The organism is Pontiella desulfatans (genome assembly GCF_900890425.1).
Taxonomy (GTDB): domain Bacteria; phylum Verrucomicrobiota; class Kiritimatiellia; order Kiritimatiellales; family Pontiellaceae; genus Pontiella; species Pontiella desulfatans.
In genome coordinates, this window is the sequence record NZ_CAAHFG010000005.1 from 315,678 (window position 1) to 339,199 (window position 23,522).

Annotated in this window: 22 protein-coding genes; 18 read left to right on the forward strand and 4 right to left on the reverse strand. The window is 57.7% G+C overall.

All coding sequences use genetic code 11. The annotated features are described in order from the left end of the window. Window positions 1–9: 9 nt before the first annotated feature. The 5 genes from E9954_RS31560 to E9954_RS31580 all read left to right on the forward strand — a co-directional run bounded on the left by E9954_RS31560 (window position 10) and on the right by E9954_RS31580 (window position 3,236). Window positions 10–783 carry a class I SAM-dependent methyltransferase gene (locus E9954_RS31560; RefSeq protein ID WP_136083289.1) on the forward strand — a complete coding sequence of 258 codons (774 nt, stop codon included), beginning with the start codon at window positions 10–12 and terminating at the stop codon, window positions 781–783. Between the two features lie 38 nt (window positions 784–821). Beyond that, entirely contained in the window at window positions 822–1,595 is a 774-nt protein-coding gene (locus E9954_RS31565) for a hypothetical protein (protein ID WP_136083290.1), read from the forward strand. A gap of 51 nt (window positions 1,596–1,646) precedes the next feature. Further along, window positions 1,647–2,309 (forward strand): hypothetical protein, encoded by a 663-nt coding sequence (locus E9954_RS31570; RefSeq protein ID WP_136083291.1) that lies wholly within the window; start codon window positions 1,647–1,649, stop codon window positions 2,307–2,309. Continuing rightward, a complete protein-coding gene (locus tag E9954_RS34010) occupies window positions 2,309–2,551 on the forward strand; it encodes a polysaccharide deacetylase family protein (protein WP_136083292.1) in 243 nt (80 codons plus the stop codon). Before E9954_RS31570 ends, E9954_RS34010 begins: the two co-directional genes overlap by 1 nt. A gap of 73 nt (window positions 2,552–2,624) precedes the next feature. Next, a complete protein-coding gene (locus tag E9954_RS31580) occupies window positions 2,625–3,236 on the forward strand; it encodes an RluA family pseudouridine synthase (protein ID WP_136083293.1) in 612 nt (203 codons plus the stop codon). 140 nt (window positions 3,237–3,376) lie between these two features. Here E9954_RS31580 and E9954_RS31585 read toward each other — a convergent pair whose 3' ends face one another. After that, window positions 3,377–4,498, reverse strand: coding sequence for a nuclear transport factor 2 family protein (locus E9954_RS31585; protein ID WP_168442733.1), 1,122 nt, complete (start codon window positions 4,496–4,498; stop codon window positions 3,377–3,379). A gap of 525 nt (window positions 4,499–5,023) precedes the next feature. On the opposite strand from E9954_RS31585, the gene E9954_RS31590 reads away from it, so the two are divergent. The 12 genes from E9954_RS31590 (at window position 5,024) to E9954_RS31645 (ending at window position 19,102) form a co-directional block, all read left to right on the forward strand. Further along, window positions 5,024–5,917, forward strand: coding sequence for an Hsp33 family molecular chaperone HslO (locus tag E9954_RS31590; protein WP_168442734.1), 894 nt, complete (start codon window positions 5,024–5,026; stop codon window positions 5,915–5,917). A gap of 91 nt (window positions 5,918–6,008) precedes the next feature. Next, window positions 6,009–6,701, forward strand: a complete 693-nt coding sequence (sfsA, locus tag E9954_RS31595; protein ID WP_136083296.1) for a DNA/RNA nuclease SfsA — start codon at window positions 6,009–6,011, stop codon at window positions 6,699–6,701. A gap of 78 nt (window positions 6,702–6,779) precedes the next feature. Then, entirely contained in the window at window positions 6,780–10,106 is a 3,327-nt protein-coding gene (locus E9954_RS31600) for a PKD domain-containing protein (protein WP_168442735.1), read from the forward strand. A 175-nt stretch (window positions 10,107–10,281) separates the two neighbouring features. Then, window positions 10,282–10,734: a cupin domain-containing protein gene (locus E9954_RS31605; protein WP_136083298.1), complete on the forward strand. Its 453-nt coding sequence runs from the start codon at window positions 10,282–10,284 to the stop codon at window positions 10,732–10,734. Between the two features lie 87 nt (window positions 10,735–10,821). After that, window positions 10,822–11,295 (forward strand): ferritin family protein, encoded by a 474-nt coding sequence (locus tag E9954_RS31610; RefSeq protein WP_136083299.1) that lies wholly within the window; start codon window positions 10,822–10,824, stop codon window positions 11,293–11,295. Window positions 11,296–11,331: 36 nt separating this feature from the next. After that, window positions 11,332–11,853, forward strand: coding sequence for a gamma carbonic anhydrase family protein (locus tag E9954_RS31615; RefSeq protein ID WP_136083300.1), 522 nt, complete (start codon window positions 11,332–11,334; stop codon window positions 11,851–11,853). A gap of 4 nt (window positions 11,854–11,857) precedes the next feature. Continuing rightward, window positions 11,858–12,523 carry a hypothetical protein gene (locus E9954_RS31620; RefSeq protein ID WP_136083301.1) on the forward strand — a complete coding sequence of 222 codons (666 nt, stop codon included), beginning with the start codon at window positions 11,858–11,860 and terminating at the stop codon, window positions 12,521–12,523. A gap of 208 nt (window positions 12,524–12,731) precedes the next feature. Then, window positions 12,732–15,263, forward strand: a complete 2,532-nt coding sequence (gene gyrB / locus E9954_RS31625; protein WP_136083302.1) for a DNA topoisomerase (ATP-hydrolyzing) subunit B — start codon at window positions 12,732–12,734, stop codon at window positions 15,261–15,263. Window positions 15,264–15,283: 20 nt separating this feature from the next. After that, window positions 15,284–15,490, forward strand: coding sequence for a hypothetical protein (locus tag E9954_RS31630; protein ID WP_136083303.1), 207 nt, complete (start codon window positions 15,284–15,286; stop codon window positions 15,488–15,490). A gap of 40 nt (window positions 15,491–15,530) precedes the next feature. Beyond that, window positions 15,531–18,089 (forward strand): DNA gyrase subunit A, encoded by a 2,559-nt coding sequence (gyrA, locus tag E9954_RS31635; protein WP_136083304.1) that lies wholly within the window; start codon window positions 15,531–15,533, stop codon window positions 18,087–18,089. Between the two features lie 111 nt (window positions 18,090–18,200). After that, window positions 18,201–18,668, forward strand: coding sequence for a rhodanese-like domain-containing protein (locus E9954_RS31640; protein ID WP_136083305.1), 468 nt, complete (start codon window positions 18,201–18,203; stop codon window positions 18,666–18,668). Continuing rightward, window positions 18,665–19,102: a MauE/DoxX family redox-associated membrane protein gene (locus E9954_RS31645; RefSeq protein WP_136083306.1), complete on the forward strand. Its 438-nt coding sequence runs from the start codon at window positions 18,665–18,667 to the stop codon at window positions 19,100–19,102. Before E9954_RS31640 ends, E9954_RS31645 begins: the two co-directional genes overlap by 4 nt. On the opposite strand, the gene E9954_RS31650 is transcribed toward E9954_RS31645, so the two are convergent. The 3 genes from E9954_RS31650 to E9954_RS31660 all read right to left on the reverse strand — a co-directional run bounded on the left by E9954_RS31650 (window position 19,099) and on the right by E9954_RS31660 (window position 21,566). Then, window positions 19,099–19,710 (reverse strand): inorganic pyrophosphatase, encoded by a 612-nt coding sequence (locus tag E9954_RS31650; protein ID WP_136083307.1) that lies wholly within the window; start codon window positions 19,708–19,710, stop codon window positions 19,099–19,101. The two genes, E9954_RS31645 and E9954_RS31650, sit on opposite strands and share 4 nt — an antisense overlap. 28 nt (window positions 19,711–19,738) lie before the next feature. Further along, window positions 19,739–21,016 carry a UDP-N-acetylglucosamine 1-carboxyvinyltransferase gene (gene murA / locus E9954_RS31655; RefSeq protein ID WP_136083308.1) on the reverse strand — a complete coding sequence of 426 codons (1,278 nt, stop codon included), beginning with the start codon at window positions 21,014–21,016 and terminating at the stop codon, window positions 19,739–19,741. Between the two features lie 247 nt (window positions 21,017–21,263). Then, window positions 21,264–21,566: a hypothetical protein gene (locus E9954_RS31660; RefSeq protein ID WP_136083309.1), complete on the reverse strand. Its 303-nt coding sequence runs from the start codon at window positions 21,564–21,566 to the stop codon at window positions 21,264–21,266. Between the two features lie 128 nt (window positions 21,567–21,694). Between E9954_RS31660 and dnaG the strand changes: the two genes are divergently transcribed. Then, complete coding sequence (gene dnaG / locus E9954_RS31665) at window positions 21,695–23,518, forward strand: DNA primase (protein ID WP_168442736.1); 1,824 nt, start codon at window positions 21,695–21,697, stop codon at window positions 23,516–23,518. Window positions 23,519–23,522: the final 4 nt, after the last annotated feature.

Here is a 23,522-nt window from a genome sequence, read left to right on the forward strand (position 1 = left end):
TACATCATCATGAGCGACGACATTAAATCCATACACGAGTTCGACCTGAACCTGATCTGCGAATATTTCGCGCAGGTGGAGCGGCAGGGCCCGGGGAGCCCGGAGATCACGCGCAAGGCGCTGGGCTTTGTTGAGGGGCTCACCGACGAATCGCGAATCGCCGACATCGGTTGCGGAAGCGGCGGGCAGACGATGACGCTGGCGCAGGCTGTGCCCGGAACCATTACGGGCGTCGATCTGTTCCAAACCTTCATCGATCTTTTCAACCGAAACGCGGCGGGGCTTGGGCTTCAGGATCGCGTGCGGGGCGTGGTCGGTTCCATGGATGCGCTCTCGTTCGCGGATGAAGAGCTGGATCTGATCTGGTCGGAGGGGGCCATCTACAACATGGGCTTTGAGCGCGGATTGAACGAGTGGCGCAAGTTCCTGAAGCCCGGTGGAACCATTGCCGTTTCCGAAGCCTCGTGGTTCACGGAAGAGCGGCCGGCCGAGATCAACGATTTTTGGATGAGCGAATATCCGGGGATCGACACCATTCCGAACAAGGTGGCGCAGCTGCAAAAGGCGGGCTACGTTCCCGTTGCTACCTTCATCGTGCCCGAGACGTGCTGGATCGATCATTTCTACGCACCGCAGGTGGAAGCCATGGAGCGGTTTCTCGAAAAGCACAAAGGGAATCCGGCGGCGGAGGGTTTCATCGCCAACCAACGGCATGAGATGAAACTGTACCATAAATACAAGGAATACTACGGCTATGTGTTTTACATCGGGAAGAAAAGGTAGAACGGTGTTTGTCTTATATGCATGAATGGGGGCTGGGCATGAAGCAAGTTTGTTTGATCGGTGTGTTGGTCTTGGCGGTTGCTGTGTCGCATGCACATGTGCAGCGGGGCACGGGGGAACGCTTTACGTGCCTGGGAAAAACCTACGAACAGGAGCTGCCGAAGCTGGGGAGCGGGGCTTATCCCAAATGGAATCCGGCAGCGGGGGCCTGCCCGTTGCATCCAACCAACGCCGTTGCCATCGCAGGCCATGCCGCAACCAACGCGATTCCCGACAGCATGGTTCGAAAAGGCTCGAATCCGAAACTCTCCCTGCATTCCGACTCGGGCGAATGGTATTATCTGGTTGGTTTATCCATAACCACGGAGGAGGCTGCCGGAAACCGGTTTCGCCGGGGCGGTTCTGCGTCGATCATGGTCGGACTCGACGGCAAGGTTCCGCCCATCAAGTTTATTCCCAAGGAAGAGCTGAATGCCGAACGGGAGGAGGTCCGCGCAAACCTGCGGCAATACCAGATGGAGGTGATCCGGGCCGGCATGCCTCCATTGGCGATTCCGTTGACGCAGGAGATGGACGACCAGCTGGTGGCGGAAGGCGTGCTCCCTCCGGCAAAAACGAACACCACCCCCCGTCGTTTTGGCAGTGGTTTTCGCCGGGCACCCGGCCCAAATCCGGAGGTGCCCCCCGGGGTAAAGCGCAAGCAGGCTCAGGACGCCTTGCGGGAATACCAGGAAGAGGCCATGCGCGCAGGCATGCCGCCGCTCGCCGAGCTGTTCCCCCAAACCAATGCACCCGCGGCCACAGGAAAATAGGTTCTAAAAACTTGAACCGCATGGCAAGTTGGCCAACATTCTGGAGCCATCATGAAATATGTTTTTAGATTTGTTGTGTCGGGTCTCGCCCTCGTGATGCTTTCCATTATGGGGGCCACGTTGTTCCAGGGCACCAAAACCGTGCAGGATCTGCTGGCCGGAAGCGAAGAGCTGAAGGAGGCGATCGCCACCCTGACCCACGAAGACCAGATCGGCTTTGCCAAGGTGGTCAAGCAGGAGGAGCGCGACGGGCAGCTCTACACCACCATCAAGTTTGTCGAGACCGCGCGCGACAACATGCTCAACCGGGTGCTCGAAAAAGAATACGAGATCGAGGGCGACGTGGTGCATTTCGATGCCCTCATCGTCACCTTTGCCGACCAGGCCGTTATGAACGGCGACAAGCGGTCGCTCTATCTCTGGCGGCGCGTCTTTGGCGAAAACATGAATCCGGCCGACGGCTTCGACATCGCAACGCCGGGAACGCACCCCGAACGCTATGCCGACCTGCTCCGCAACCTGAAGCAGTCCGAGCAGGATGTGTTTTGGGAGGCCGTCTGGAACCTGGCCAACGATCCCAACGCGCTGCAGGAATACGGCGTAAAAGCCATCTATGGCAACGCCGTCTACAAGCGCCTGCGCCCCGGCCTTATCTACGTCTTCAAAATCGGCGCCGACGGCCAGATCTATCCCGAAACCGTGCTGGATATGTGATGCGTATTTCGTATTGCTTATTGCGTAACCTGTTGCTCGGTTTGGCATGCGCGTCTTTTTGTGTTGCGGAAGAGGAACGGAAGGTGGTGGCGCTTACGTTCGACGATGGCCCGAATCCTCCCTATACGGATAAGCTCCTCCAAGTGTTGGAGACGAACAAGGTTGTGGCCACGTTCTTTTGCCTTGCCGATGATCATCAATGCCTTGAGAGAGCAGGGATATGGTTTTGTTGGTGTGAGTGAGCTTGTGCTGTAGAACGGTGCTCCGCGTTCTACTTACTTGGTGTCCTTTGTATCTTAGTGTTTAATCCCGGCCATGTTGGAAATCATTTACCAGGACGAGGCATTTATTGCCGTGAACAAGCCGACGGGGATGCTGAGCGTACCGGGCAGGGGGCCGGACAAGCAGGATTGCTGCCTGGCGCGCGTGCAGGCGGAATTCCCCGAGGCGCTGATGGTGCATCGATTGGATATGGATACCTCCGGCCTGATGCTGTTTGCCCGTTCGCTGGAGGTGCAGCGGAATCTTTCCCTGCAATTCGAGAAGCGCGAGATTCATAAAACCTATGTGGCGATCGTGGAGGGCGTGATTGAAAAGGAGGTCGGCAGGATCGATTTCCCGATGCGCAAGGATATGGAACAGCGCCTGCCGCCGAAACATATCGTGGATTGCGTGCGCGGCAAGAAGGCGGTCACCGAATGGCAGGTGCTGGAGCGGACGGCAACAACGACGCGCCTCGCGCTGTTTCCGCAGACCGGCCGCTCGCACCAGTTGCGCGTACACATGCAGAGCATCGGCCATCCCATCGTCGGCGACAATATCTACGGCACCGCCGCCGAACGCCTCATGCTCCATGCCCAGTCGTTGGAGATGCGCCATCCGCTAACCGGCGAGCCGATCCGGCTGGAATGTCCCGCAACGTTTTAAAGCAAAAAAGCGGCCCGGCATTGGTATGCCGGGCCGCACGGTCAGCTCCTTTGGCGCTCTATTCAAGAATGCCCAGTTGGTAGAACTGTTGGTGGGTTCGGATTGGTGGACAATTTAGATCGCGTCCAGTTTTTGCTATCCTACTGGCCAGCAGCTTCGTTTGTTGCGGGCGGCGGGAGAGGACAGTCAAAGGCCGGATCCACAACACACCTGTAGGATACTCTGAACCCTTCCACCGCTTGGTCGAGCCCGGGGATGGTTGCCATGACGTCGGACTCGCTGTAATAGTCCCGCGAGTAGTACGTCTGTGTGCTCCAGTCACTGAACTTGAGAATCGACATACCCTTGGCACTGTAAGGTACGCCATTGAATTGTCCGACCATCGTCCACGTCGCCGTGTAGATGTCGCCGATCAGCATTTCGTCCTCGACCGTGGTGACCAGATCGGGCGAACTGGCAAAGAGTCGCGCGAAGAAGGGCACCAGCGTGTCGAAGCCATAAATATCGACGATCGGGTCATGATACTCGTAATCGTCGGCATAGTACGGGAGCAACGATTGCCAATTTGCGGCGTTGATCTCGACAAGCTCGCGGCCGATACTTAGACGGTCCCGGCGCAACTTGAGAAAGGAGCGGAAATTGCGGCTGTATTTCTTCGGCGCCGATGCATCGGCTAGCGGATGCATTTCGGGCTGGGAGTCGGTAGTGGCCAGTTCGATGGGGCAGTCGAAGGTTGGATCGACGGCGCACCGATAGTAGGTACGGAACCCCAGGATCGCTTGATCGAATCCCGGGATATTGGACATAATGTCGCCTTCGGAGTAGTAGTCTCTCCAGTAGTAAACCTCCTTGGTCCAGCGCCGGAATTTGATAATTGAAATACCTTTAGCTTCATAGGGCACGCCGTTGAAGGAGCCGACCATCGTCCAGGTTGCCGAATACACGTCGCCCGCCAGAGTTTCGTCCTCAATCGTCGTGACAAGGTCTGGCGAACTGCCGTAGAGCCGTCCGAGGAACTGCGTCAGCATGTCGATACCGTAGACATCGACGATCGAATCATGATACTCGATATCTTCAGCGTAATATTGCAAAAGCGTAGTCCAATCGACATTCTGCACCTCGAGCATGCCGCGCCCGATCTCTAGTCGATCCTGGCGGAGTTGGTGCAGTTCACGCAACCTGCCTGCCTCCGCATCCTCAACAAAAGGAAAGAGTATGAACGTGCAAGCAAGCAATAAAGTTGTGTTGATGATTTTTTTCATTTTGATCCTCCTAAGTTTGCATTCTAGTGGGTGATTAAAGCATGTATTCCAAATGGATGGGTTCCCTGGGGCCGTCAAGCATCGCGGCCACGCATTTGGGTGTTTCATGCTGTAGCTTCATTAGGCCTTTGAGCTTGGAGATGAAAGAGCACATCCGCTCCAAGTATTGATTATGATTGAAATGCGGTAGGGCCTGGAATTTCCAGGCATCGCCTGACCGTTTGGATTGTACGGCAGTCGACATAAATAGAACGCTCGCGATGAGCACGGTAAGTATTCGGTCTTTTATAGTTTTACCTCCTGTCGTTGATGTTTCAACCGAGCCGGCCAAACTACCCCAACCCGCCCGGTCTCAGGTGTTCTCTGCGTTTAAAACGCATGTCGTTGTATATAAAGAATGTCCGAATTAGTCAACCCTTAATAAGGGTTCGGGGGAAAAGGATTTTGTCTAAGAAAGCGACCCGGCGATGCAGTGAAGGCGGTTTGCGCTTGCAACCTGTTCCCCGTTCTGAAAAATCACGCTTTATGAACGATTTACTTTATAAAGGCCATTTCAAGGGACTCGACATTGCCTTCACCTATGCGGTGACGACGCAGGCGGTGAACGAGTCCATCGTGCGGCACAACTGCGACCCCGCGGCGGCCCATATCCTCGGGCGCGCCACCACCGGCGCGCTGCTGGCGGCGGCCATCCTGCCGGAGGGGCAGCGGCTCAATGCATGCTGGAAATACCAGGGCGCGCTCAAGACCATCGTGGCCGATGCCGGGCGGGACGGCTCCGTCCGTTCCTTGATTTCGCCGACCCAACTGGGCGATTTAAGCGATGCCCACGACGGGCTCTATGGCGAGATGGGCGACCTCCAGGTGGTGGTCTCAACGGATGGGAAAATCGCCAACTCGGGCACGACGCCGGTTTCGCTGCACGATGCCGTGGGCGATCTCGCCTACCACTATTGCATCTCCGACCAGGTGGAAACCGGCATGAGCGTGATGATCGGCTTCCAGCCGGATCCCGCCGCTCCCGTCAAGCTCTGCCAGGGCTGGATGATCCAGGCGTTGCCGGGCACCGACCTGGAGCGGTTCGACCGCATTCGCCACCACATGGACGACCGCGGATTCCGCGAGCTGCTCGGGCACGATAGCGCATCGGAACACTATTTCGAGCAGATTGCCCAGGCGCTGATCGGTGATGAAAAGGGATATGAAGGCATCCAGGTTGAATCCTGCCCCGCACCCAAGTTTGCATGCACCTGCAGCAAGCAAAAGATGACGGCCGTGCTGCGAAGCATCCCGATCCCCGACCGTATGACGATCGTCAAGCGCAAGGAGCCCGTCGGCATCAGCTGCCAGTTCTGCAACGAGCGCTACGAAATGAGCATCGAAGAATGCATCGTCGCCTGGAACCAGAAACCGGAATAAACATTTTCCCACAAAAGAACGCAAAGGTCGCGAAAGCCGTTGCATCAGGATTCTTTGAGGTCTTTGTGCTGTTTCGTGGCTAGAAAAACCCATGGAATTGCCGCCCGTCATTTTTGGAACGTTGATCAAGCGCTATAAACGGTTTTTGGCCGATGTGGAATTGGACGACGGTTCAATTATTACCGCTCACTGTCCCAACACGGGGCGGATGACGACCTGCGCCGAACCGGGCTGGCGCGTGGCGCTTTCCGATAGCCAAAACCCGAAACGCAAATACCGCTACACCTGGGAGCTGGTTCACAACGGCGACTGCTGGATCTGCGTCAACACCGGCCGCGCCAACGAGATGGCCTTCGAGGCGGTTTCCAACAAGGTGATCCCGGAATTGGCCGGCTACGACGAAGTCCTGCGCGAGCAAACCTTCGGCAACAGCCGCTTCGACCTGCTGCTAAAGAGGGGCGACGACCTCTGCTACGTCGAGGTCAAGAACGTCACCCTGCTGGCGGACGACGGCTGTTATGCCTTTCCCGACGCCGTCACCGAACGCGGCCGCAAGCACCTCAACGAATTGGTCGATGTCGTAAAAGCCGGCCACCGTGCCGCGATGCTGTTCGTCATCCCGCGCTCAGACGGCACCACCTTCCGCGCCGCCCACGAAATCGACCCGCAATATGCCGACGCGCTTGAGCATGCCGCCAGTAATGGCGTTGAGGTGCACGCGTGGGGGGGCGAGGTCTCTCCTGGCGGTTTGAAGCTGGTTAAACCGGCTGAAATTATTTTTTAAAAAGGTTCGTCACTTCGGCTTCTATCGATAAGGCTGATTTATGCGTGGAGCGCATTAGGTCAATAAATGGAGGGCACCATGAACCAGAGCCGCAAGAAAACCGTCATTTCTCTTCTCGTTCTCTCCGTTGTTTGTGTTGGAACCATCCTGTTCTTCCAGAAACCCAATCAACAGGTAATAGGGGCCACGCCATCAACACCGACAACCATCCAAAATGGTGAAATCATCCCGTCATCGGAGTGGGTGGATAAAGTGGCCAGCCTTGATAGGCAAGGGGATATTGAGTGGGCTAAAGCGCGTGGACGAATGATGCGCGCCCTGATCCGGTCGAATCCAGAACAGGCCATCCTCGAAGCCTTGACGCTTTCCGAATGGAGCGCACTCCCGCCGGAAGTTCAGGCTCACGTTGAGCAACCCTTCAGTAGCATCGTCAATGTGGAGGTCATGGTTGCATGTGGTGCTGAAAGCAGCGAAACATCCATTTCCACCGAACTTCCAACCCTTGGAAACATGGAAACCTATGTTTACGGCCACCGAAAGGAGATGGGCTCGAAAAACAGCATACCTGTTCAGGGTATCCGGGTTGGAAAGGTTGGCGCTTTGCGAGAAGAAATATTCCAACCCCTGGAAAAACAGGATGAGCTGGCTGCACTGGAACTATACCCGGTAGTGACTGAAAAACCGGGCGGCCATGCGGTCGCCGCACTGGCCGGCGGAAAACTCTTCTACTTCAAGAGCCGTGCGGAACTCGAGGAGGCAAATACCCGCCTCGCGAATCTTGATAAATTGCCGTGCCCAGAGAGCGGGTCCGGCGCGCTTTTCCAGGATTTGGAAGCGGCTATGATTGGTGGTGAAATCGATTTCCAGGCGTTGGAAGAAATCGTAATGAAGGCGACCGCTGCTTGGACGGGAACGCCGCGCGATATGTATGTGGTCATGGTGGATTTCCCCGACAACACCGGACAGCCGGCCGACCCGGTTACGTTCTCCAATTCGCTGAACACGACGGTGTCGCAGCAGATTTGGGATATGTCATATGAAAAAACCCATATTGTGGCGACAGTGAATGCCAACACCTATCGAATGCCGAACGTGAGCAGCTATTATACAAACAAAACGGCCACTCTTTTTACCGATGCTAGGGACCTTGCCATAGCAGGCGGCGCGGATCTATCTTCCTATGAAACGATCTGTGTGCTCTTCAAGAAAATTGACAGCATTTGGTGGGCGGGGCTGGCCAGCATTAATGGTGAACGGCTATGGCTGAACGGTACGACTAACACGGATGTCGTGATTCACGAACTGGGGCATAACTATGGATCCTATCACGCCTCCTTCTGGGAAGTGTCAGGTTTTGATCCCGTCGATCCCTCCGGCACACCTTATGAGTATGGCGATTTCATGGATATCATGGGCGGGGGCGATGCGCCGGAAGGCCACTTCAATGCGTGGCATAAAAATAGGATCAGTTGGTTCGATGCCGACAACTGGCAGTCGGTTTCCAACTCAGGCACCTATCGGGTTTATCGCTCCGACCATCGCCAGACCACCGGGCTGGTGCGCGGGTTGGAAATTGATAAGGGTGCCGGTGATTATTATTGGGTCGGGATTCGGCAGGAATACGCCGACTACGAAACCTTCAGCCGCGGCGCCTATCTGCTCTGGAAGAAATCGGGCGACAGCCGCTCGTACCTGCTCGACACCAGCCCACAGTCGGTCGGAGGCGTATTAGATGGCGGGTTGGCGCTGGGGCAGACCTATTCCGATGCAGCTGCCGGAGTGCACATCACAGCTGTAGATCGCGGTGGACCAACCCCGAACGAGTGGTTGGATGTTGCGGTGAATCTCGGAACCTTCCCCGGCAATACGGTTCCGACCGCCTCGCTCAGTGCTCCATCAAATATTGCCGTGCAAACCAGTACCCTGCTATCGGTATCCGCTTCCGATGCCGATGGCGATGAGCTGGCTTACTATTGGGACACCGGGGACGGACTCGTGAAACCCAATGCTGCTTCTATTTCAGCGGCCTGGCTGTCTGGAGGAACCAATACCATCAGTTGTGTGGTGTCTGATATGAAGGGCGGAACCAATCGTGTTTCCCAAACCGTCGTAGTTTCAAGTCCTCTTGAAAGTTGGACTAAACGCACCACCGGGACGACTGCGCAACTTAATGATATTGCCTACGGGAACGGGCGTCTGGTCGCCGTTGGGCGTGACTGGAAGATTGTTTATTCCGATGATGGGGTAAACTGGACTGTATTCACGTTTGGCTATCCCTATGCCCCCTATTTTGAAGGCGTAGTATTTGATGGTTCTCTATTCGTTGCGGTTGGGCTCGATTATGATGGCGCGGCCTGGGGAGCAGGAATCTACACATCGACCGATGGTGCAAGCTGGACGAGAAGATACACCGGCGGTTCGGCGCTGAATGATGTGGCTTTTGGAAATGGATCCTATGTTGCTGTTGGCGGAAGCGGAACAATTCTTCGTTCAACCGATGGGCTTAGCTGGAGTCCGGTGACGTCTGGAACAACAACCGATTTGCGCGCGGTCGGCTATGGCGAAGGAACCTTTGTTGCGGTTGGCGATGCGGGAAACCTGACCCCGCATGTGGTACTGACCTCTACCGACGGGTCTTCCTGGTCGGATCAAAGCGCAGGTGTACAAATGTATGCCGGAAACTGGTTGTTTGCCGTGGAGTATTGCAACGACCGTTTTCTTGCCGGCGGTTGGAATTCGGAAATTTTCGGCTCAACCAATCAGGGCAGTTCATTTGATTATTACCTTTCCGGGGCGCTCGATCTGGAGAGCTTTGCCTTTGGAAATGGAAATTATTTCGCGGCCGGAAGGGATATCGGCAATTCGTACGCGGATATTAATCTGGTCTCGGTGGATGGTGAAAACTGGGTCGCATTGGCAACGCCGGACCAGGATGACCGCAATGCGGCGATCTATTATAACGGCACATTCATTACGGTCGGGGACAATGGATCAATCTGGCAGTCCGATAGCGTGGGTTCCATTGATCCGGGATTTGCCATGTGGCAGCTGGAAAACGGCGCGGTGCTGGGGCTGAACCGCGACCCTCTCGACGACGCCGACTTCGACGGCCACTTGAACCTGGCTGAATATGCGATGGGAACCGGTGCTGCCGATGCGGGGTCGAAGCCTGCTTCGGTCATGTTGAACTCCGGAACCTATTTTCAGGTTTCATACGAACGCGATGGTATGAAGTCGGACATCGACTACGTGGTGGAACGCGGCGTCAACCTGGTTTCCAACGAGTGGAACTCGGCGGGTACTTTGGTGTTGGTAGACAATGAGACCAATCTCACCGCTCGATCCACCTACACGATGTCCTCGCAGACGAACGAGTTCATGCGGCTGAAGCTTGAGCTGAAGTAATCGGGAATCGGCATGGAAAAGCAGCGTGTGGAAAGAGGGAGGAGAACCACACGCTGCCCAGGTGAAACCCAAACCGAGGTTTCGGTTCCAGTAAACGCCGGTAGGTGGTTTCTGTATAGAAAAAAGTGTGGGAACCCATCGTTTAAACAACAGGATTGATTAGCAGGAAAAACGGATGAAAACGGCCAAGGAATGGATCGGGGAATTGGGGTTGGCGCCGCATCCTGAAGGCGGGTGGTATCGGCGCGTCTATGAATCGGAGCTGAGGCTCGAAGGGGATTGCCCGGCCATGACGTCGATCCACTACCTGCTCGAAGGGGACGACTTTTCGGCCTTGCATCGGTTGAAGTCGGACGAGCAGTGGAATTTTTATGCCGGGGATCCGATCACGATTCATGAGATTGATCCCGATGGGGAATATTGTTCCACCGTCTTGGGGAATGGCCAGTTCCAGCACGTGGTCGCGGCCGGCCATTGGTTTGGTGCAACGGTGGAGGGTGACTATGCGCTTGTTGGATGCACGGTCGTTCCTGGCTTTGATTTCACTGAGTTTGAGATGCCGTCAAGGGATGTATTATTGGCGAAATTTCCCAATCAACATGAGTTGATTGTGCGTTTATCTCGTTGAAATCGAGTAATTTATATCGATCAAACCTGTTTGACAGACTTCATTCGCCCTCTAAAATCACATAACAGAAGCGAAAGGAGCATTCATATGCCATTTGATCAAACCAAAGACGTACTCAACCATGCCCGGAAGTTCCATCATAGGCTCAGCGAGTTTTATGAAGATCTAAAGGACTCCGCCGATATGGAGCGGACAAGGGCACTGCTCGATTATCTGAGTCGGCATGAGCAATATCTCGAGGATTGCCTTGAGGAGTTTCAGCAGGATGTCGATAAAAACGTACTGGATTCCTATTTCCAATATGGATCCGATGCATCGAAACTCAGTGGGATCAGCGACTTTGAAATCAAGGACGATATGGAGATTGAAGATGTGGTGGCCGCCGCGATGCACTTTGATGCCTGCCTGATCAAATTTTATCGGGAAATTGCGCAGAAGGCCCACACCGCCAAGGTACGGGAAGTGTTCGAGAATCTGCTCGTGATGGAAGAACACGAGCAGATCGAGCTCAGCAAAACCACGTTGGAGCTTGGTTTGGTGGAAACCGGCCATCGGGAATAGGTTCCATCTGGCGAAAACTTCGCTACACTGCGCGACATGATTTACCAATTCGAAGACCGCGAACCTGTCCTGCCGGAAGAATACTATGTCGCCGATAACGCCAGCGTGATCGGCGATGTTGTTTTGGGCGAGCAATCGAGCATTTGGTTCGGTGCCGTCCTGCGCGGCGACATTGAGCCTATCATCGTTGGCGCCCGCTCCAATATTCAGGACAACTCGGTGGCCCATACCGGCAAAGGGGCGCCCACGGTTCTGGGCGACGACGTTACGGTTGGCCACAAGGTCACCCTGCATGGATGCACGGTTGGCAACAACTGCCTCATCGGCATGGGCGCCATCCTGCTCGACGGTTGCGAGATTGGCGACAACTGCATCATCGGTGCCGGATCGATTGTGGCCCAGGGACGCAAGATACCCGCCGGATCGCTCGCGGTCGGCAGCCCCGCCCGGGTGATCCGCAAGCTTTCGGAAGAGGCCATTGCCGATATCCGGCACTATGCCGAGCGCTATGTTGATAAAATGAAGCGCTACCGCGCAGGTGCACTGAAAGCGATCTGATGCCATGTTGAAAAAATTTCGTTCCATGGTGGAAGCCCTTAAGAGTCCGGCGCAGCAGATCGATCCATCCCGGTTCAACGATTCCGTTGCCGAGCGCACGCGCTGGGTGCCCATGAAGCAGGGCGGTGCGAGTTTCCGGACGCACCGGCTGGTGCAGCAGGATCTCAACCGCATGGTCTTCCGGCCCACGTTTGGCGTGCTGCTGTTTGCGTTGCTGTTCCTGGGCATGGGGTTGGGTGCGCTGTGGTTTGCTGTTGCCGGCCTGGTGAGTGATGCGGGGGCGATGAAGCTGGGACTGCTCATTCCCTTGGTGGTCGGGGCGCTCTTTTCGGCAGCGGGCACCTATATGGTGCTGAATTTTTCCACGCCGATTGTTTTCGACCGGCGGGCCGGCTATTTCTGGAAAGGCCGGAAAAACCCTGCGGAGGTCATCAATTCCGATGAGCTGAAATGCTGTACCAAGCTCCACGATGTCCACGCCCTCCAGCTCATTTCCGAGTTTTGCTCTGGTGACAACAGCTCTTATTTTAGCCACGAGCTGAACCTCGTGCTGGGGTCGGGGGAGCGGGTCAATGTGTTCGACCACGGCAACCAGGAAAAGGCGTTCGAAGATGCCCAAAGACTGGCAGAGTTTTTAGGAATCCCGCTATGGGACGTCTCGGAGGGTTGATTCTCTTTTTTCGCCCGTATTTGGCCGGTGTTTAAAATTGTGCCGTTAGCCGGTCAGGTTGCCGGTTTGGGGCGGATTGCTCTTCTCGGGGCGATTTTGTCCGTTTTTCGCGATTTTAGGGTGAAATAAGTCCCTTCTGCTGTTGCCCTGTATTTGGCCCGTCTGTTATGGTTTCCCGATTAATTCCACTGAAAGGAAAAGGACAGCTATGTCTGAAGAACGAAACGATCCGAATGCTGATGAATCAACGAAAAAACGCGCCGCCAACAACCCCGATTCCGCAGGCTACGGCGCCGACCACATTTCCGTTCTGGAGGGCATGGATGCCGTCCGGAAACGCCCGGCCATGTATATTGGCGACACCGGTTGCAGAGGCTTCCACCACTGTGTATACGAAGTGGTCGACAACTCCATCGACGAAGCGCTCGCGGGCTACTGCTCCAACGTCGAGGTCTGCATCAACGAAGACGGCTCGCTGAGCGTCGTCGACGACGGCCGCGGCATCCCGGTCGACATGCATCCGACCGAAGGCAAGCCGGCGGTAACGGTCGTGCTGACCGTTCTCCACGCGGGCGGCAAGTTCGATTCCGACACCTACAAGGTGTCCGGCGGCCTCCATGGCGTCGGGGTTTCATGCGTGAACGCGCTGTCCGAATGGCTCGAAGTCGAGGTCAAGCGCAACGGCCAGATCTATCACCAGCGCTTTGAGCGCGGCGTGGAAGTCAGCGAACTCGTCACCATCGGAAAAACCACCGAAACCGGCACGAAGGTCACCTTCATGCCGGACATGACCATCTTCACCCATGAAGGCGGGTTCCAGTGGGACATCCTCGCCGCCCGCCTGCGCGAGCTGGCCTTCCTCAACCGCGGCGCGAAGATTATCCTGAAGGAAGAGTCCACCGGGCGCGACGAAACCTTCAAGTATGACGGCGGAATCCTGGAGTTTGTCCAGCACCTCAACCGCAACAAGTCGCCGATGCACCCGGATGTGATCTACTTCGAGCGCGAGAAGGACGACGTCGTCGTGGAAATCGCGATGCAGTATTCCGATGCGTTCAACGAAACCATCTTCACCTTCGCCAACAACATCAACACCATCGAAGGCGGCACCCACCTTTCCGGCCTCCGCTCCGCGCTGACCCGCACGGTCAATGCCTATGCGAAAACCAACAAGCTCATCAAGGACGACAAGCAGGCCATGGGCGGCGACGATATCCGCGAGGGCATCACCGCCGTCCTCAGCGTCAAGATCCCCGACCCGCAGTTCGAGGGGCAAACGAAAACCAAGCTCGGCAACGGCGAGGTGGAAGGCATTGTCCAGCAGATCGTCAACGACGAGCTCGGCACCTACTTCGAAGAAAACCCGACCGTCGCCCGCACCATCATCGACAAGGCCGTTGTGGCCGCCCGCGCGCGCCTCGCCGCCCGCAAGGCGCGCGACCTCGCCCGGCGCAAGGGCGCACTCGAAAGCGGCGGGCTGCCCGGCAAGCTGGCCGACTGCTCCAGCCGCGATCCGGCCCGCACCGAACTCTTCATTGTGGAAGGGGACTCTGCGGGGGGATCCGCAAAGCAGGGCCGTGAACGCGAGTTCCAGGCCATTCTCCCGGTCAAAGGCAAGGTGATCAACGTACAGAAGGCCCGCCTCGACAAGGTGCTGGCCAACGACGAGATCCGCACCATGATCACCGCCATTGGAACCGGTATCGGGATCGATGACTTCGACATCGCAAAGGCGCGCTACCACAAGATCGTCATCATGACCGACGCCGACGTCGACGGCGCGCACATCCGCACGCTGCTGCTGACCTTCTTCTACCGGCAGATGCCGCAGCTGATCGAGCACGGCTATGTCTACATTGCCCAGCCGCCGCTCTATAAGGTGACGCGCCGCAAACGCGAGGAATATGTCGAGTCCGACGCCCACCTGACGCAGATCCTGCTCGACCTTGGCGCCGACGGCATGTTGCTGAAAAAACTCGACGACGAGCTCCTGCTCGACACGAAGGGCCTGCGCGAGCTGCTCGATAGCATTGTTGAAATCGAGGGGATCGAAGACAAGCTTCGCCGCCGCGGCATTTCGCTGAAGGGTTATCTGGCCCAGCGCGATCCCGAAACCGGCGCCTTCCCGCTCTACTGCGTCTACATGAACAAGCTGGGCGAGGATCTCGATATCCGCTTTGCCCTCGACGACCATGGCCTGAAGGCCCTCTTTGCCGAGGTTGAGGAAGCCATGGCGGCCGCGGCCCCCGAGGTTGAAGAGGAGGTGGTTGAGGACGTGGCCGGGGTTGACGGCGAAGAGCCCGTTGCCGAAGCCGCCCCGGCCCCGGTGGTCCGCTACAAGGAACTCTTCTTCTCCCGCAAGCTCAGGGAAGTGGTTGAAAAGCTCGAAGAAGGCGGCTTTGCCTTCGACCAGTTGCTGGGCTCCGGCGTGCCGCAATTCCACCTCGACGACAAAGGCGCCAAGACGGCCGTGAACTCGCTCATGGAGCTGGCGCAGGCCGTCCGTGTTGCCGGGCGCAAGGGCATGACCATCCAACGCTATAAAGGTTTGGGGGAAATGAATCCGAAGCAGCTGTGGGAAACCACGCTCGATCCCGAGTTCCGCCGCATGACCAAGGTCGTGCTCGAGGACGCCGTCAAGGCCGACGAAATGTTCACCATCCTGATGGGCGACGAGGTTGAACCCCGCCGCGAGTTCATTCAGGAAAACGCCCTGAACGTAACCAACCTGGACATCTAAATTTTCGGAAGGCCGAAGACATGAAAGTGGAACTTGCAAAGGATAAAGACGGATATACCGCGAAGATCGCCGGCTACAAGCATTTGGTTGCATTCGGCTACACGAAGCTCGAGGCGCTCGACGAGCTCACCGGGGTGGTCGAACTCGAACTCGATTCCCAGAAGGAAATCAGCCAGATCGAAAAAAAGATTGCAGAGTATGTCCGCAAGCTGGAGCAAGACGACTAGGCCGCGCCTGAAACGGATTTAAAAACACGAAAGCCCTATTATGGAAAACACGAACGAACGTATCGACCTGATTAATATTGAAGACGAGATGCAGCGTGCATACATCGACTATTCGATGTCGGTGATTGTCGGCCGCGCCTTGCCGGACGTGCGCGACGGCATGAAGCCGGGCAACCGCCGCATCCTCTACGCCATGAAGGAACGTGGCTGGACGCACAACAAGGCCTATGTGAAGTGCGCCAAGGTGGTCGGTGAAGTGATCGGTAACTACCACCCGCACGGCGACACCGCGGTCTACGACACGATGGTGCGCATGGCGCAGGATTTCGCGATGCGCGGCATGCTCATCGATGGCCAGGGTAACTTTGGTTCGATCGACGGCGACCGCGCGGCCGCCTATCGTTACACCGAGTGCCGCCTGCGCCCGCTGGCCGAGGAGATGCTCGCCGATATCGACAAGGAAACCGTCGATATGCGCCCGAACTTCGACGAATCGCTGATGGAGCCTTCGGTGCTTCCCGCCCGCGTTCCGAACCTGCTGGTGAACGGCTCGACCGGCATCGCGGTCGGTATGGCCACCAACATTCCGCCGCACAACCTCGGCGAGGTGATCGACGGCACCATCCTGCTGATCGACAATCCCGAAGCGACGATCGACGAGCTGCACGAGCTGATCAAGGGGCCGGACTTCCCGACCGGCGGCACCGTCTACGGCCTCAACGCCGTGCGCGAGTTCTACACCACCGGCCGCGGCAAGATCAAGGTGCGCGGCAAGGCCGACATCGAAGAGGATGACAACGGCAAGGCCCGCATCATCATCACCGAGATCCCGTATGCGCTGAACAAGACGCTGTTGATCCAGAAAATGGTTCACCTCGTTCGCGACAAGAAGCTCGAAGGCATCTCCGACATCCGCGATGAGTCCGGCAAGGAGGGCATCCGCCTCGTCATCGAGCTCAAGCGCAACGCCGTGCCGAACGTGCTGCTCAACAACATTTTCAAGCACACGCAGATGGAGTCGACCTTCGGCGGCATCATGCTGGCGATCGACAAGGGCAAGCCCCGCGTCCTGAACCTGAAGGAAACCCTCCAGTGCTTCATCGACCACCGTTTCGATGTCATCACCCGCCGTACCGAGTTCGACCTTAAAAAGGCCAAAGCCCGGGCGCACATTCTCGAAGGCTACCTGCTCGCCATGGATAACATGGATGAAGTGGTTCGCATTATTCGCGATTCCAAAAACCGTGAAGAAGCCCAAGAACGCCTGATGACCAAGTTCGGGTTCTCCGAAATCCAGGCCAAGGCCATTCTTGAAATGCGCCTCTACCAGCTGACCGGGCTGGAGCGCGACAAGGTCGAGGCCGAATACGCCGAGCTGATGGAACTCATCAAATATCTCGAAGACCTGCTGGCGCACCCCGAAAAAATCTTTGACGTCATCAAGGAAGACCTCGAGCAGATCCGCGCCAAGTATGGCGAAGTCCGCCGCACCGATCTTTCGATCGACGAAGGCGAAATCGACATTGAAGACCTCATTGCCGACGAGCCGTGCGTGATCACGCTTTCCAACACCGGCTACATCAAGCGCGTCCCGACCGATACCTACCGCCAGCAGCGCCGCGGCGGCAAGGGCGTGGTTGGCATGAGCACAAAGGACGAGGACTTCGTGGAGCATATCTTCTCGGCCTCGACCCACGACTACCTGCTCTGCTTCACCGAAGCCGGCCGCATGTATTGGCTCAAGGCCTACTATGTTCCGGAAGGCACCCGCCAGAGCCGCGGCCGTTCGCTGGCCAATGTGTTGCAGATGGCGCAGGACGAAAAGCTCGCCGCCATCCTCTGCGTGCGCGAGCTCGACGACCATGCCCACAACCTGATCATGGCCACCCGCAAGGGCATCATTAAGAAGACCGTGCTGGCCGCCTACAAGAACGTCCGCGTTGCCGGCGTGAAAGCCATCAACATCGACGAGGATGACTCGCTGATCGGCGTTCAGCTGACCAACGGCAACGACCAGATCATCCTCAGCATGAAGAACGGCAAGGCGATCCGCTTCAACGAAACCGATGCCCGGCCGCTCGGCCGTGTTTCGCGCGGCGTGAAAGGCGTAACCCTGACCGGCGACGACGAAGTAGTCACCATCGAAATCGTCGACACCGAGTCGACCATGATGGCCATCACCGAAAACGGCTACGGCAAACGCACGAGCTTCGAGGAATACCGCACGCAGTCCCGCGGCGGCAAGGGCATCATCAGCATCCAGACGACGGAGCGCAACGGCAAGGTGGTCAGCGCCCACGCCGTCACCGAGGAGCATCGCCTGATGCTCATCTCCGAAGGCGGGCAGATGATCTGTATCGGCGCCAACGACCTGCGCGTGATTGGCCGCAACACCCAGGGCGTCCGCCTCTTCAACCTCAAGGAAGGCGACAAGCTGGTCTCCGCCGCCGTCCTCGATCCGGAAGAGGACGTTCCGGAAACCGAGGCCGCTGAAGGAGCCGAAGGCGAAGCCCCGGTTGAAGGTGCTGAAGCGGAAGCTCCGGCTGCAGAGTCTGCGCCGGAAGCCGATACTGCACCGGAAGAGCCTGCGGGAGAATAATTCCAAATCTCGACAGGGGTTGATGGCCACGAAAAGGCACAAAAAGCACAAGGACTGCGTGGGTATGCTCTTTGTGCCGCTTGAGCCTCTTTGTGGCCATTTTCATGTTCTATGAATGTAACCGTCAAACAGATTGGCATCATCCTGTTGGTGAGTGGTTTTTTGGCGCTGGTTTCGAACCTGGTTCATCCGCGCAGGATTCCGTGGGTGCAGGATTGGTCGGGCCATGTCGAGGCCAAGGCCCGCAAGCTGGGCATCGGGGTGATTCCGCTATCGGGGGCGCTGGAGCGCTTCAAGCAGTCCGGGTCGGTTTTCATCGATGCCCGTTCCCCGGAAGAGTATGCCAAGGGGCATATTCCCGGTTCCTTATCGGTTCCGCTCAACTCGCTCGATGAGCAGTTCGAGACGATTGGCAACCTCATTGATTCGGGCAGGGAGCTGGTGGTCTATTGCCGCAACCGCGAGTGCGATGATGCCCTGGTTCTGGCCACCGAGCTGAAGGGAATCGGGGCGACCAACCTGATCTATTATGTCGATGGATTCGACGCGTGGATCAAGTATGGAGGGGCTTCCGAATGACGCGCGACCAGAAAACCTATCGCCTGGCCTATTGGATTGCGTCGTTGATTGTTGCGGCAACCTGGTTGTCCGGCTACCACAAGATCCTGCATCCGGCCGACTTCGCCTTGTCGGTCTACCGCTTCCATCTGCTGCCGGCGGTTCTGGTGAACGTTGTTTCGCTCCATATCCAGTGGCTGGAGATGGTCTGTGCAGGCTGCCTGCTGTTCATTCCGAAACTCCGCGTTGCGGCGCTCTGGATTTCGCTCGTCCTGCTGGCGTTGTTCACCACGGGCATTGCCATCAACCTGATCCGCGGGACGGCGTTCGGTTGCGGTTGCTTCGGCAACCTGCCGACCGAACGGCCAATGGACGCGCTCAATGTCGCGCGTAACCTGGCGCTGATGGCGCTGGTTGGGTTGGCCCTGTTCGGGAAGCGGAAGTCGGGGGCTTAGCCGTACTCTTCGGTGTAGTCTTCCATCGAGGCTTCGATGACCTTGAGCGCGTGCTCGCGACCGTAGATTTCCGGGATGGTGACGTCGGAGGGCTGGCCGGGGACCAGCTTGTAGGTTTCGAAATAGTGGCGCATGCGTTCGATGAGGGCGTGGGAGACATCCTTGATGTCGTGCGCATCCTGCCAGAACTGGTCGTTGTCGAGCACGGCGATGATCTTGTCGTCGGCCTCTCCGTTATCGACCATTTGCAGGCCGCCGATGACGCGCGCGCGGAGGATGACCTCGCCGCGGTTGATGGGGCGTTCGGTGATGACGCAGATATCGAGCGGGTCGCCATCGCCGCACTTTGAAGTTGGGGAGAGTTCGTGAACGCGGGTGGAGCAGTAGGTCTGCGGGATGAAGCCGTATAGGGTGGGCGTCATGGAAGAGGTGAGCTGGGGACGGTCGACGCGCAGGTAGCCGGTGGTTTTATCGACCTCGTATTTCACCGCGTCGAACGGGGTCATTTCGATGTAGGAGTTGACCACGCCGAGGTTTTCGCCATCGCAGGCCTGCAGGCCGTGCCAGGGGTGGGGGCGCCAGCGGTAGAAGGTTTTTGGGAATGCCATGTTAAATGCCTCTTTCTTTATCGGATTTCTAGTGTTCCCGGACAATATCCGCACCGAGCGCGGCAAGTCGATCTTCAATTGCCTCATATCCGCGGTCGATGACCTGCGCATTGTGGATGACGCTTTCGCCATCGGCGCAGCAGGCGGCAATGAGCAGGGCCATGCCGGCGCGGATGTCCGGGCTGGTGAGTTTGCTTCCGCGCAACCGGGTGGGGCCGATGACCACGACGCGGTGGGGGTCGCACTGGATAATGTTGGCCCCCATGCCCATCAGGTGGTCGACGAAATACATGCGGCTCTCGAACATTTTCTCGAAGAAGAGCGCGGTGCCTTGGGTCTGGGTGGCGAGCACGATGCTGACGCTCATCAAGTCCGACGGGAAGGCGGGCCAGATGCCGTCTTCGATCTTGGGGGTGGCGTTGCCTTCGTCCGGGCGGATGCACCGTTCGGTTTGCCGCGGAACCACCAGGGTGCGGCCGGTGCGCGTCCACTCCACACCGAGTTTCGAGAACGTGCGCTGCATGACCTGTTGAACGAGGGGCTCGCCGGCATCCGGGATCGTTAGCGTTCCGCCGGTGACGGCGGAGGCCACGATGAAGCTGCCGACCTCCATGAAGTCGGGTTGCACGGTGTATTCCGCGCCATGCAGTTTCCCGACGCCGCGGATGGTCAGGTTGTTGGTTCCGATGCCGGAGATGTCCGCGCCCATCTGGTTCAAGAGGTTGGCCAGGTCTTGCACGTGCGGTTCGCAGGCGGCGTTGTAGATCGTGGAGGTGCCCTCCGCCAGGGTGGCGGCCATCATCACGTTTTCCGTGGCGGTCACGCTGGCTTCGTCGAAAACCATTTTCCAGGCGGTCAGCGGCCCCGCCTTGAACCGGAAGGCGTGGTCGGTCGAGATGTCGGCCCCGAGGGAGCGCAGCCCGTAGAAATGGGTGTCGAGCCTGCGGCGGCCGATCACGTCGCCGCCCGGCGGATAGATGGTTGCCCCGCCGTGCCGCGCGGTCAGGGGGCCGGCGAGCAGGATGGAGGTGCGCACTTTCGCGCAGAGTTCCGCGTCGAGTTCGGTGGTTCGCAGGCCCTTGGCGCAGAGCGTCAAGGTGTGGTCTTCCAGCGCAACTTCCACGCCGATGCTTTCCAGCAGCTGGAGCATCACTTTCACGTCGTTGATCAGCGGGACGTTGTGGAGGATGATGGGCTGGTCGGTCAGCAGGCAGCTGGCGAGCATGGGCAAAACGGCATTCTTGTTGCCGCGCGGGTGGAAGGTGCCCCCGATCGGTTTTCCGCCGTTGATGATGAATTTAGCCACTGCCTAAGCCCCCTTGGAACGAGAAAAAACAAATCTCCCAGACCTGTGTAAAAATGAAAAGCACAATTCCGGACATTGGGGATGAGCCTCTTGCAAAACCCTTCGAGTTTGCGAGGCGGTTTTTTGTTAAAAGTTATTGGTTATTGGGCTAAACCGCAGGTTGCGCATGACTTGTCCTGATAACCAATAACCAGTACCTGATAAATGGAACGGCAAAACCAGAGGTTTTGCAAGTTCCTCGGGATGGCTAGGTGTTTTCTTCCGCCCGCTTTTCCTCGCGGAGCTTGAGGATGCGAAGGAAGAAGAGCTGGGTGTCGTATTTGGTCATGACCACCAGGGAGACGGTGGCCAGGAAAAGCGACAGGATGCAGAGCGTCATCTGGTTGGTGAATGCCGTAATGAAGATGCAGGCAAAGCCGGTCAGGAACAGCCAGAGGTAGATGTTGCGCCGCATCTTGGCATCACGCTCCCATTTGTCGTGGAACTCGGCGTCGAACGCCTCGTTCAGGAACCGTTCACTGTTCAAATCTTCGAGTCTTGGAAGTTTCATGGGTGCTCCACCGGGTGCGAATGGAAAGAAAATAGTGCGTTTTAGGGGGGATCGCAACCCCGGCGGTGAAAATTCCGGCACAGGGGATTGAGGGCGGCGCGGGGTTCCGGTATTGCTAGGGGATGGCCATGATTCCCAAAGAAACGATTGAAGAGATACGCGCACGCTGCAACATTGTCGAGGTGGTGGGGGCCTACCTGCCCGAGCTGCGCCGCCGGGGATCCACCTATAAATGCAACTGCCCGTTCCACAAGGAAAAGACGCCCTCCTTCACCGTCAACGATGGCCGCCAGATTTTCCACTGCTTCGGCTGCGGGGCCGGCGGCGATGTCTTCCGCTTCGTGATGGACTATGAAAAGATCGATTTCGTGACCGCCGTGAACGTCCTGGCCGAACGGGTGGGGGTGGAGATCACCTACGAAGGCGGACAACCCGAAAAGAGCGGCAACAAGGATGTGCTCTACAAGCTGCACACCGATGCCGCCGCCTTCTACCACCGGATGCTGCTCGACAGCCCCGAGGGCGCCGAGGCGCGCCGCTACATGGAGGAGCGCGACCTGCCCGAGGAAATCATCAAGGCGTTCCAGATCGGCTTTGCCCCCAACGAATGGGAAGGCCTGCTGGCGCGCGCGCTCAAGAAGGGCTATGAACCGAAACAGCTCGAAGCCGCCGGGCTGGTGGTGCCCTCCGAGCGCGATGGAAAGACCAGCCACTACGACCGCTTCCGCAACCGCGTCATGTTCCCGATCTGCGACCAGATGGGGCGGGTGATCGGCTTTTCCGGCCGCATCATGAACAAGGCCGAGAAAGGGGCGAAATATGTCAACAGCCCCGAAACCCTCCTGTTCAAGAAGAACCGCGTGCTCTTCGCGTTCGACAAGGCGCGCAAGGCCATTGTCGAATCGCGCCAGGCCATTGTGGTCGAAGGGCAGATCGATGCCATCCGCTGCCACCAGGCCGGGCTGGACAATGTCGTTGCTTCGCAGGGCACCGCGCTCACCGAAAACCATGCGCGCATGCTCAAGCGCTACGCCGACGAAGTCATCCTCGTGCTCGATTCCGATGCCGCCGGGCTCAAAGCTGCGCTGGGCTCCTCCGAAATCTTCATCGCCAACGAGCTCAGCGTTCGCGTGGTCACCCTGCCGGAAGGCGAGGATCCCGACTCGCTCATCAAGAACAGCGGGAAAGAGGCCCTGATTAAGCTGGTGGGCGAAGCCCAGAGCGCGCTCGACTTTCTGATCGACGCCTTCCAGAAGCAGGAGGACATGTCGACCGAGGCCGGGCGCATGCGGGTGGTGAGGGCGGTCATCAATCTCATCAACCATTGCCCGTCCGCCGCGCGGCGCGACCCGATGATCCATTCCGCCGCCGATCGGCTCAATATTTCCCCGCTGGCGCTCAGCCAGGACCTGCACCGGGCCAAGAGCCAGCAGCGTCCCGCGCGGAAGCAGGAGGAAGCTCCTCTGCAGTCCGCCCCCGCCCGCAAGACCTATCCCCGGCAGGAGACCGCCTTGCTGGAGCTGCTCGTGCACTATTACCCCGATGTGCATCCGCTGGTGCACGATTTCCTGCCGCCGGGCCACCTGACCGATCCCACCTGCAAGCAGCTGGTGGAAATCCTCATGCTCGATCCACCCGAAACCCTCACCGAGGGCTTCCACGAGTTCGACGACGCCACGCAGAAGATCATCAGCCAGGTGCAGGTGGAGGAGTCGCGCACGATCGACAACGAAACCTCGGCCGTCGAAACCGCGCAGCGCTACATCCTGATCTTCTGGAAGCGCCACCTGGAAGGCGAGCTGGCCCAGCTGGCGCGGCGCACCAATCTCTCGAACGAGGAGCGCTTTGTCGAAACCTCCCGCATCAAGCAGGACATCCATGCCCTCGCCAAAGGCTGGGAGCATGCCCGGCCCATGCTCGAAGTCCGCCTGCACAAGGACGTGGAATTCTAGATTC

What these genes read in the sequence shown, in the direction of transcription:
- sfsA (WP_136083296.1), top strand. Translation starts at nt 6,009, where the DNA reads ATGGAATTGCCGCCCGTCATTTTTGGAACGTTGATCAAGCGCTATAAA.
- E9954_RS31585 (WP_168442733.1), bottom strand. Translation starts at nt 4,498, where the DNA reads ATGAAAAAAATCATCAACACAACTTTATTGCTTGCTTGCACGTTCATA.
- E9954_RS31590 (WP_168442734.1), top strand. Translation starts at nt 5,024, where the DNA reads ATGAACGATTTACTTTATAAAGGCCATTTCAAGGGACTCGACATTGCC.
- E9954_RS31610 (WP_136083299.1), top strand. Translation starts at nt 10,822, where the DNA reads ATGCCATTTGATCAAACCAAAGACGTACTCAACCATGCCCGGAAGTTC.
- E9954_RS31570 (WP_136083291.1), top strand. Translation starts at nt 1,647, where the DNA reads ATGAAATATGTTTTTAGATTTGTTGTGTCGGGTCTCGCCCTCGTGATG.
- E9954_RS31600 (WP_168442735.1), top strand. Translation starts at nt 6,780, where the DNA reads ATGAACCAGAGCCGCAAGAAAACCGTCATTTCTCTTCTCGTTCTCTCC.
- E9954_RS31660 (WP_136083309.1), bottom strand. Translation starts at nt 21,566, where the DNA reads ATGAAACTTCCAAGACTCGAAGATTTGAACAGTGAACGGTTCCTGAAC.
- E9954_RS31615 (WP_136083300.1), top strand. Translation starts at nt 11,332, where the DNA reads ATGATTTACCAATTCGAAGACCGCGAACCTGTCCTGCCGGAAGAATAC.
- E9954_RS31645 (WP_136083306.1), top strand. Translation starts at nt 18,665, where the DNA reads ATGACGCGCGACCAGAAAACCTATCGCCTGGCCTATTGGATTGCGTCG.
- E9954_RS31630 (WP_136083303.1), top strand. Translation starts at nt 15,284, where the DNA reads ATGAAAGTGGAACTTGCAAAGGATAAAGACGGATATACCGCGAAGATC.
- E9954_RS31620 (WP_136083301.1), top strand. Translation starts at nt 11,858, where the DNA reads ATGTTGAAAAAATTTCGTTCCATGGTGGAAGCCCTTAAGAGTCCGGCG.
- E9954_RS31560 (WP_136083289.1), top strand. Translation starts at nt 10, where the DNA reads ATGAGCGACGACATTAAATCCATACACGAGTTCGACCTGAACCTGATC.
- E9954_RS31580 (WP_136083293.1), top strand. Translation starts at nt 2,625, where the DNA reads ATGTTGGAAATCATTTACCAGGACGAGGCATTTATTGCCGTGAACAAG.
- dnaG (WP_168442736.1), top strand. Translation starts at nt 21,695, where the DNA reads ATGATTCCCAAAGAAACGATTGAAGAGATACGCGCACGCTGCAACATT.
- gyrB (WP_136083302.1), top strand. Translation starts at nt 12,732, where the DNA reads ATGTCTGAAGAACGAAACGATCCGAATGCTGATGAATCAACGAAAAAA.
- E9954_RS31640 (WP_136083305.1), top strand. Translation starts at nt 18,201, where the DNA reads ATGAATGTAACCGTCAAACAGATTGGCATCATCCTGTTGGTGAGTGGT.
- E9954_RS34010 (WP_136083292.1), top strand. Translation starts at nt 2,309, where the DNA reads ATGCGTATTTCGTATTGCTTATTGCGTAACCTGTTGCTCGGTTTGGCA.
- gyrA (WP_136083304.1), top strand. Translation starts at nt 15,531, where the DNA reads ATGGAAAACACGAACGAACGTATCGACCTGATTAATATTGAAGACGAG.
- E9954_RS31650 (WP_136083307.1), bottom strand. Translation starts at nt 19,710, where the DNA reads ATGGCATTCCCAAAAACCTTCTACCGCTGGCGCCCCCACCCCTGGCAC.
- E9954_RS31605 (WP_136083298.1), top strand. Translation starts at nt 10,282, where the DNA reads ATGAAAACGGCCAAGGAATGGATCGGGGAATTGGGGTTGGCGCCGCAT.
- E9954_RS31565 (WP_136083290.1), top strand. Translation starts at nt 822, where the DNA reads ATGAAGCAAGTTTGTTTGATCGGTGTGTTGGTCTTGGCGGTTGCTGTG.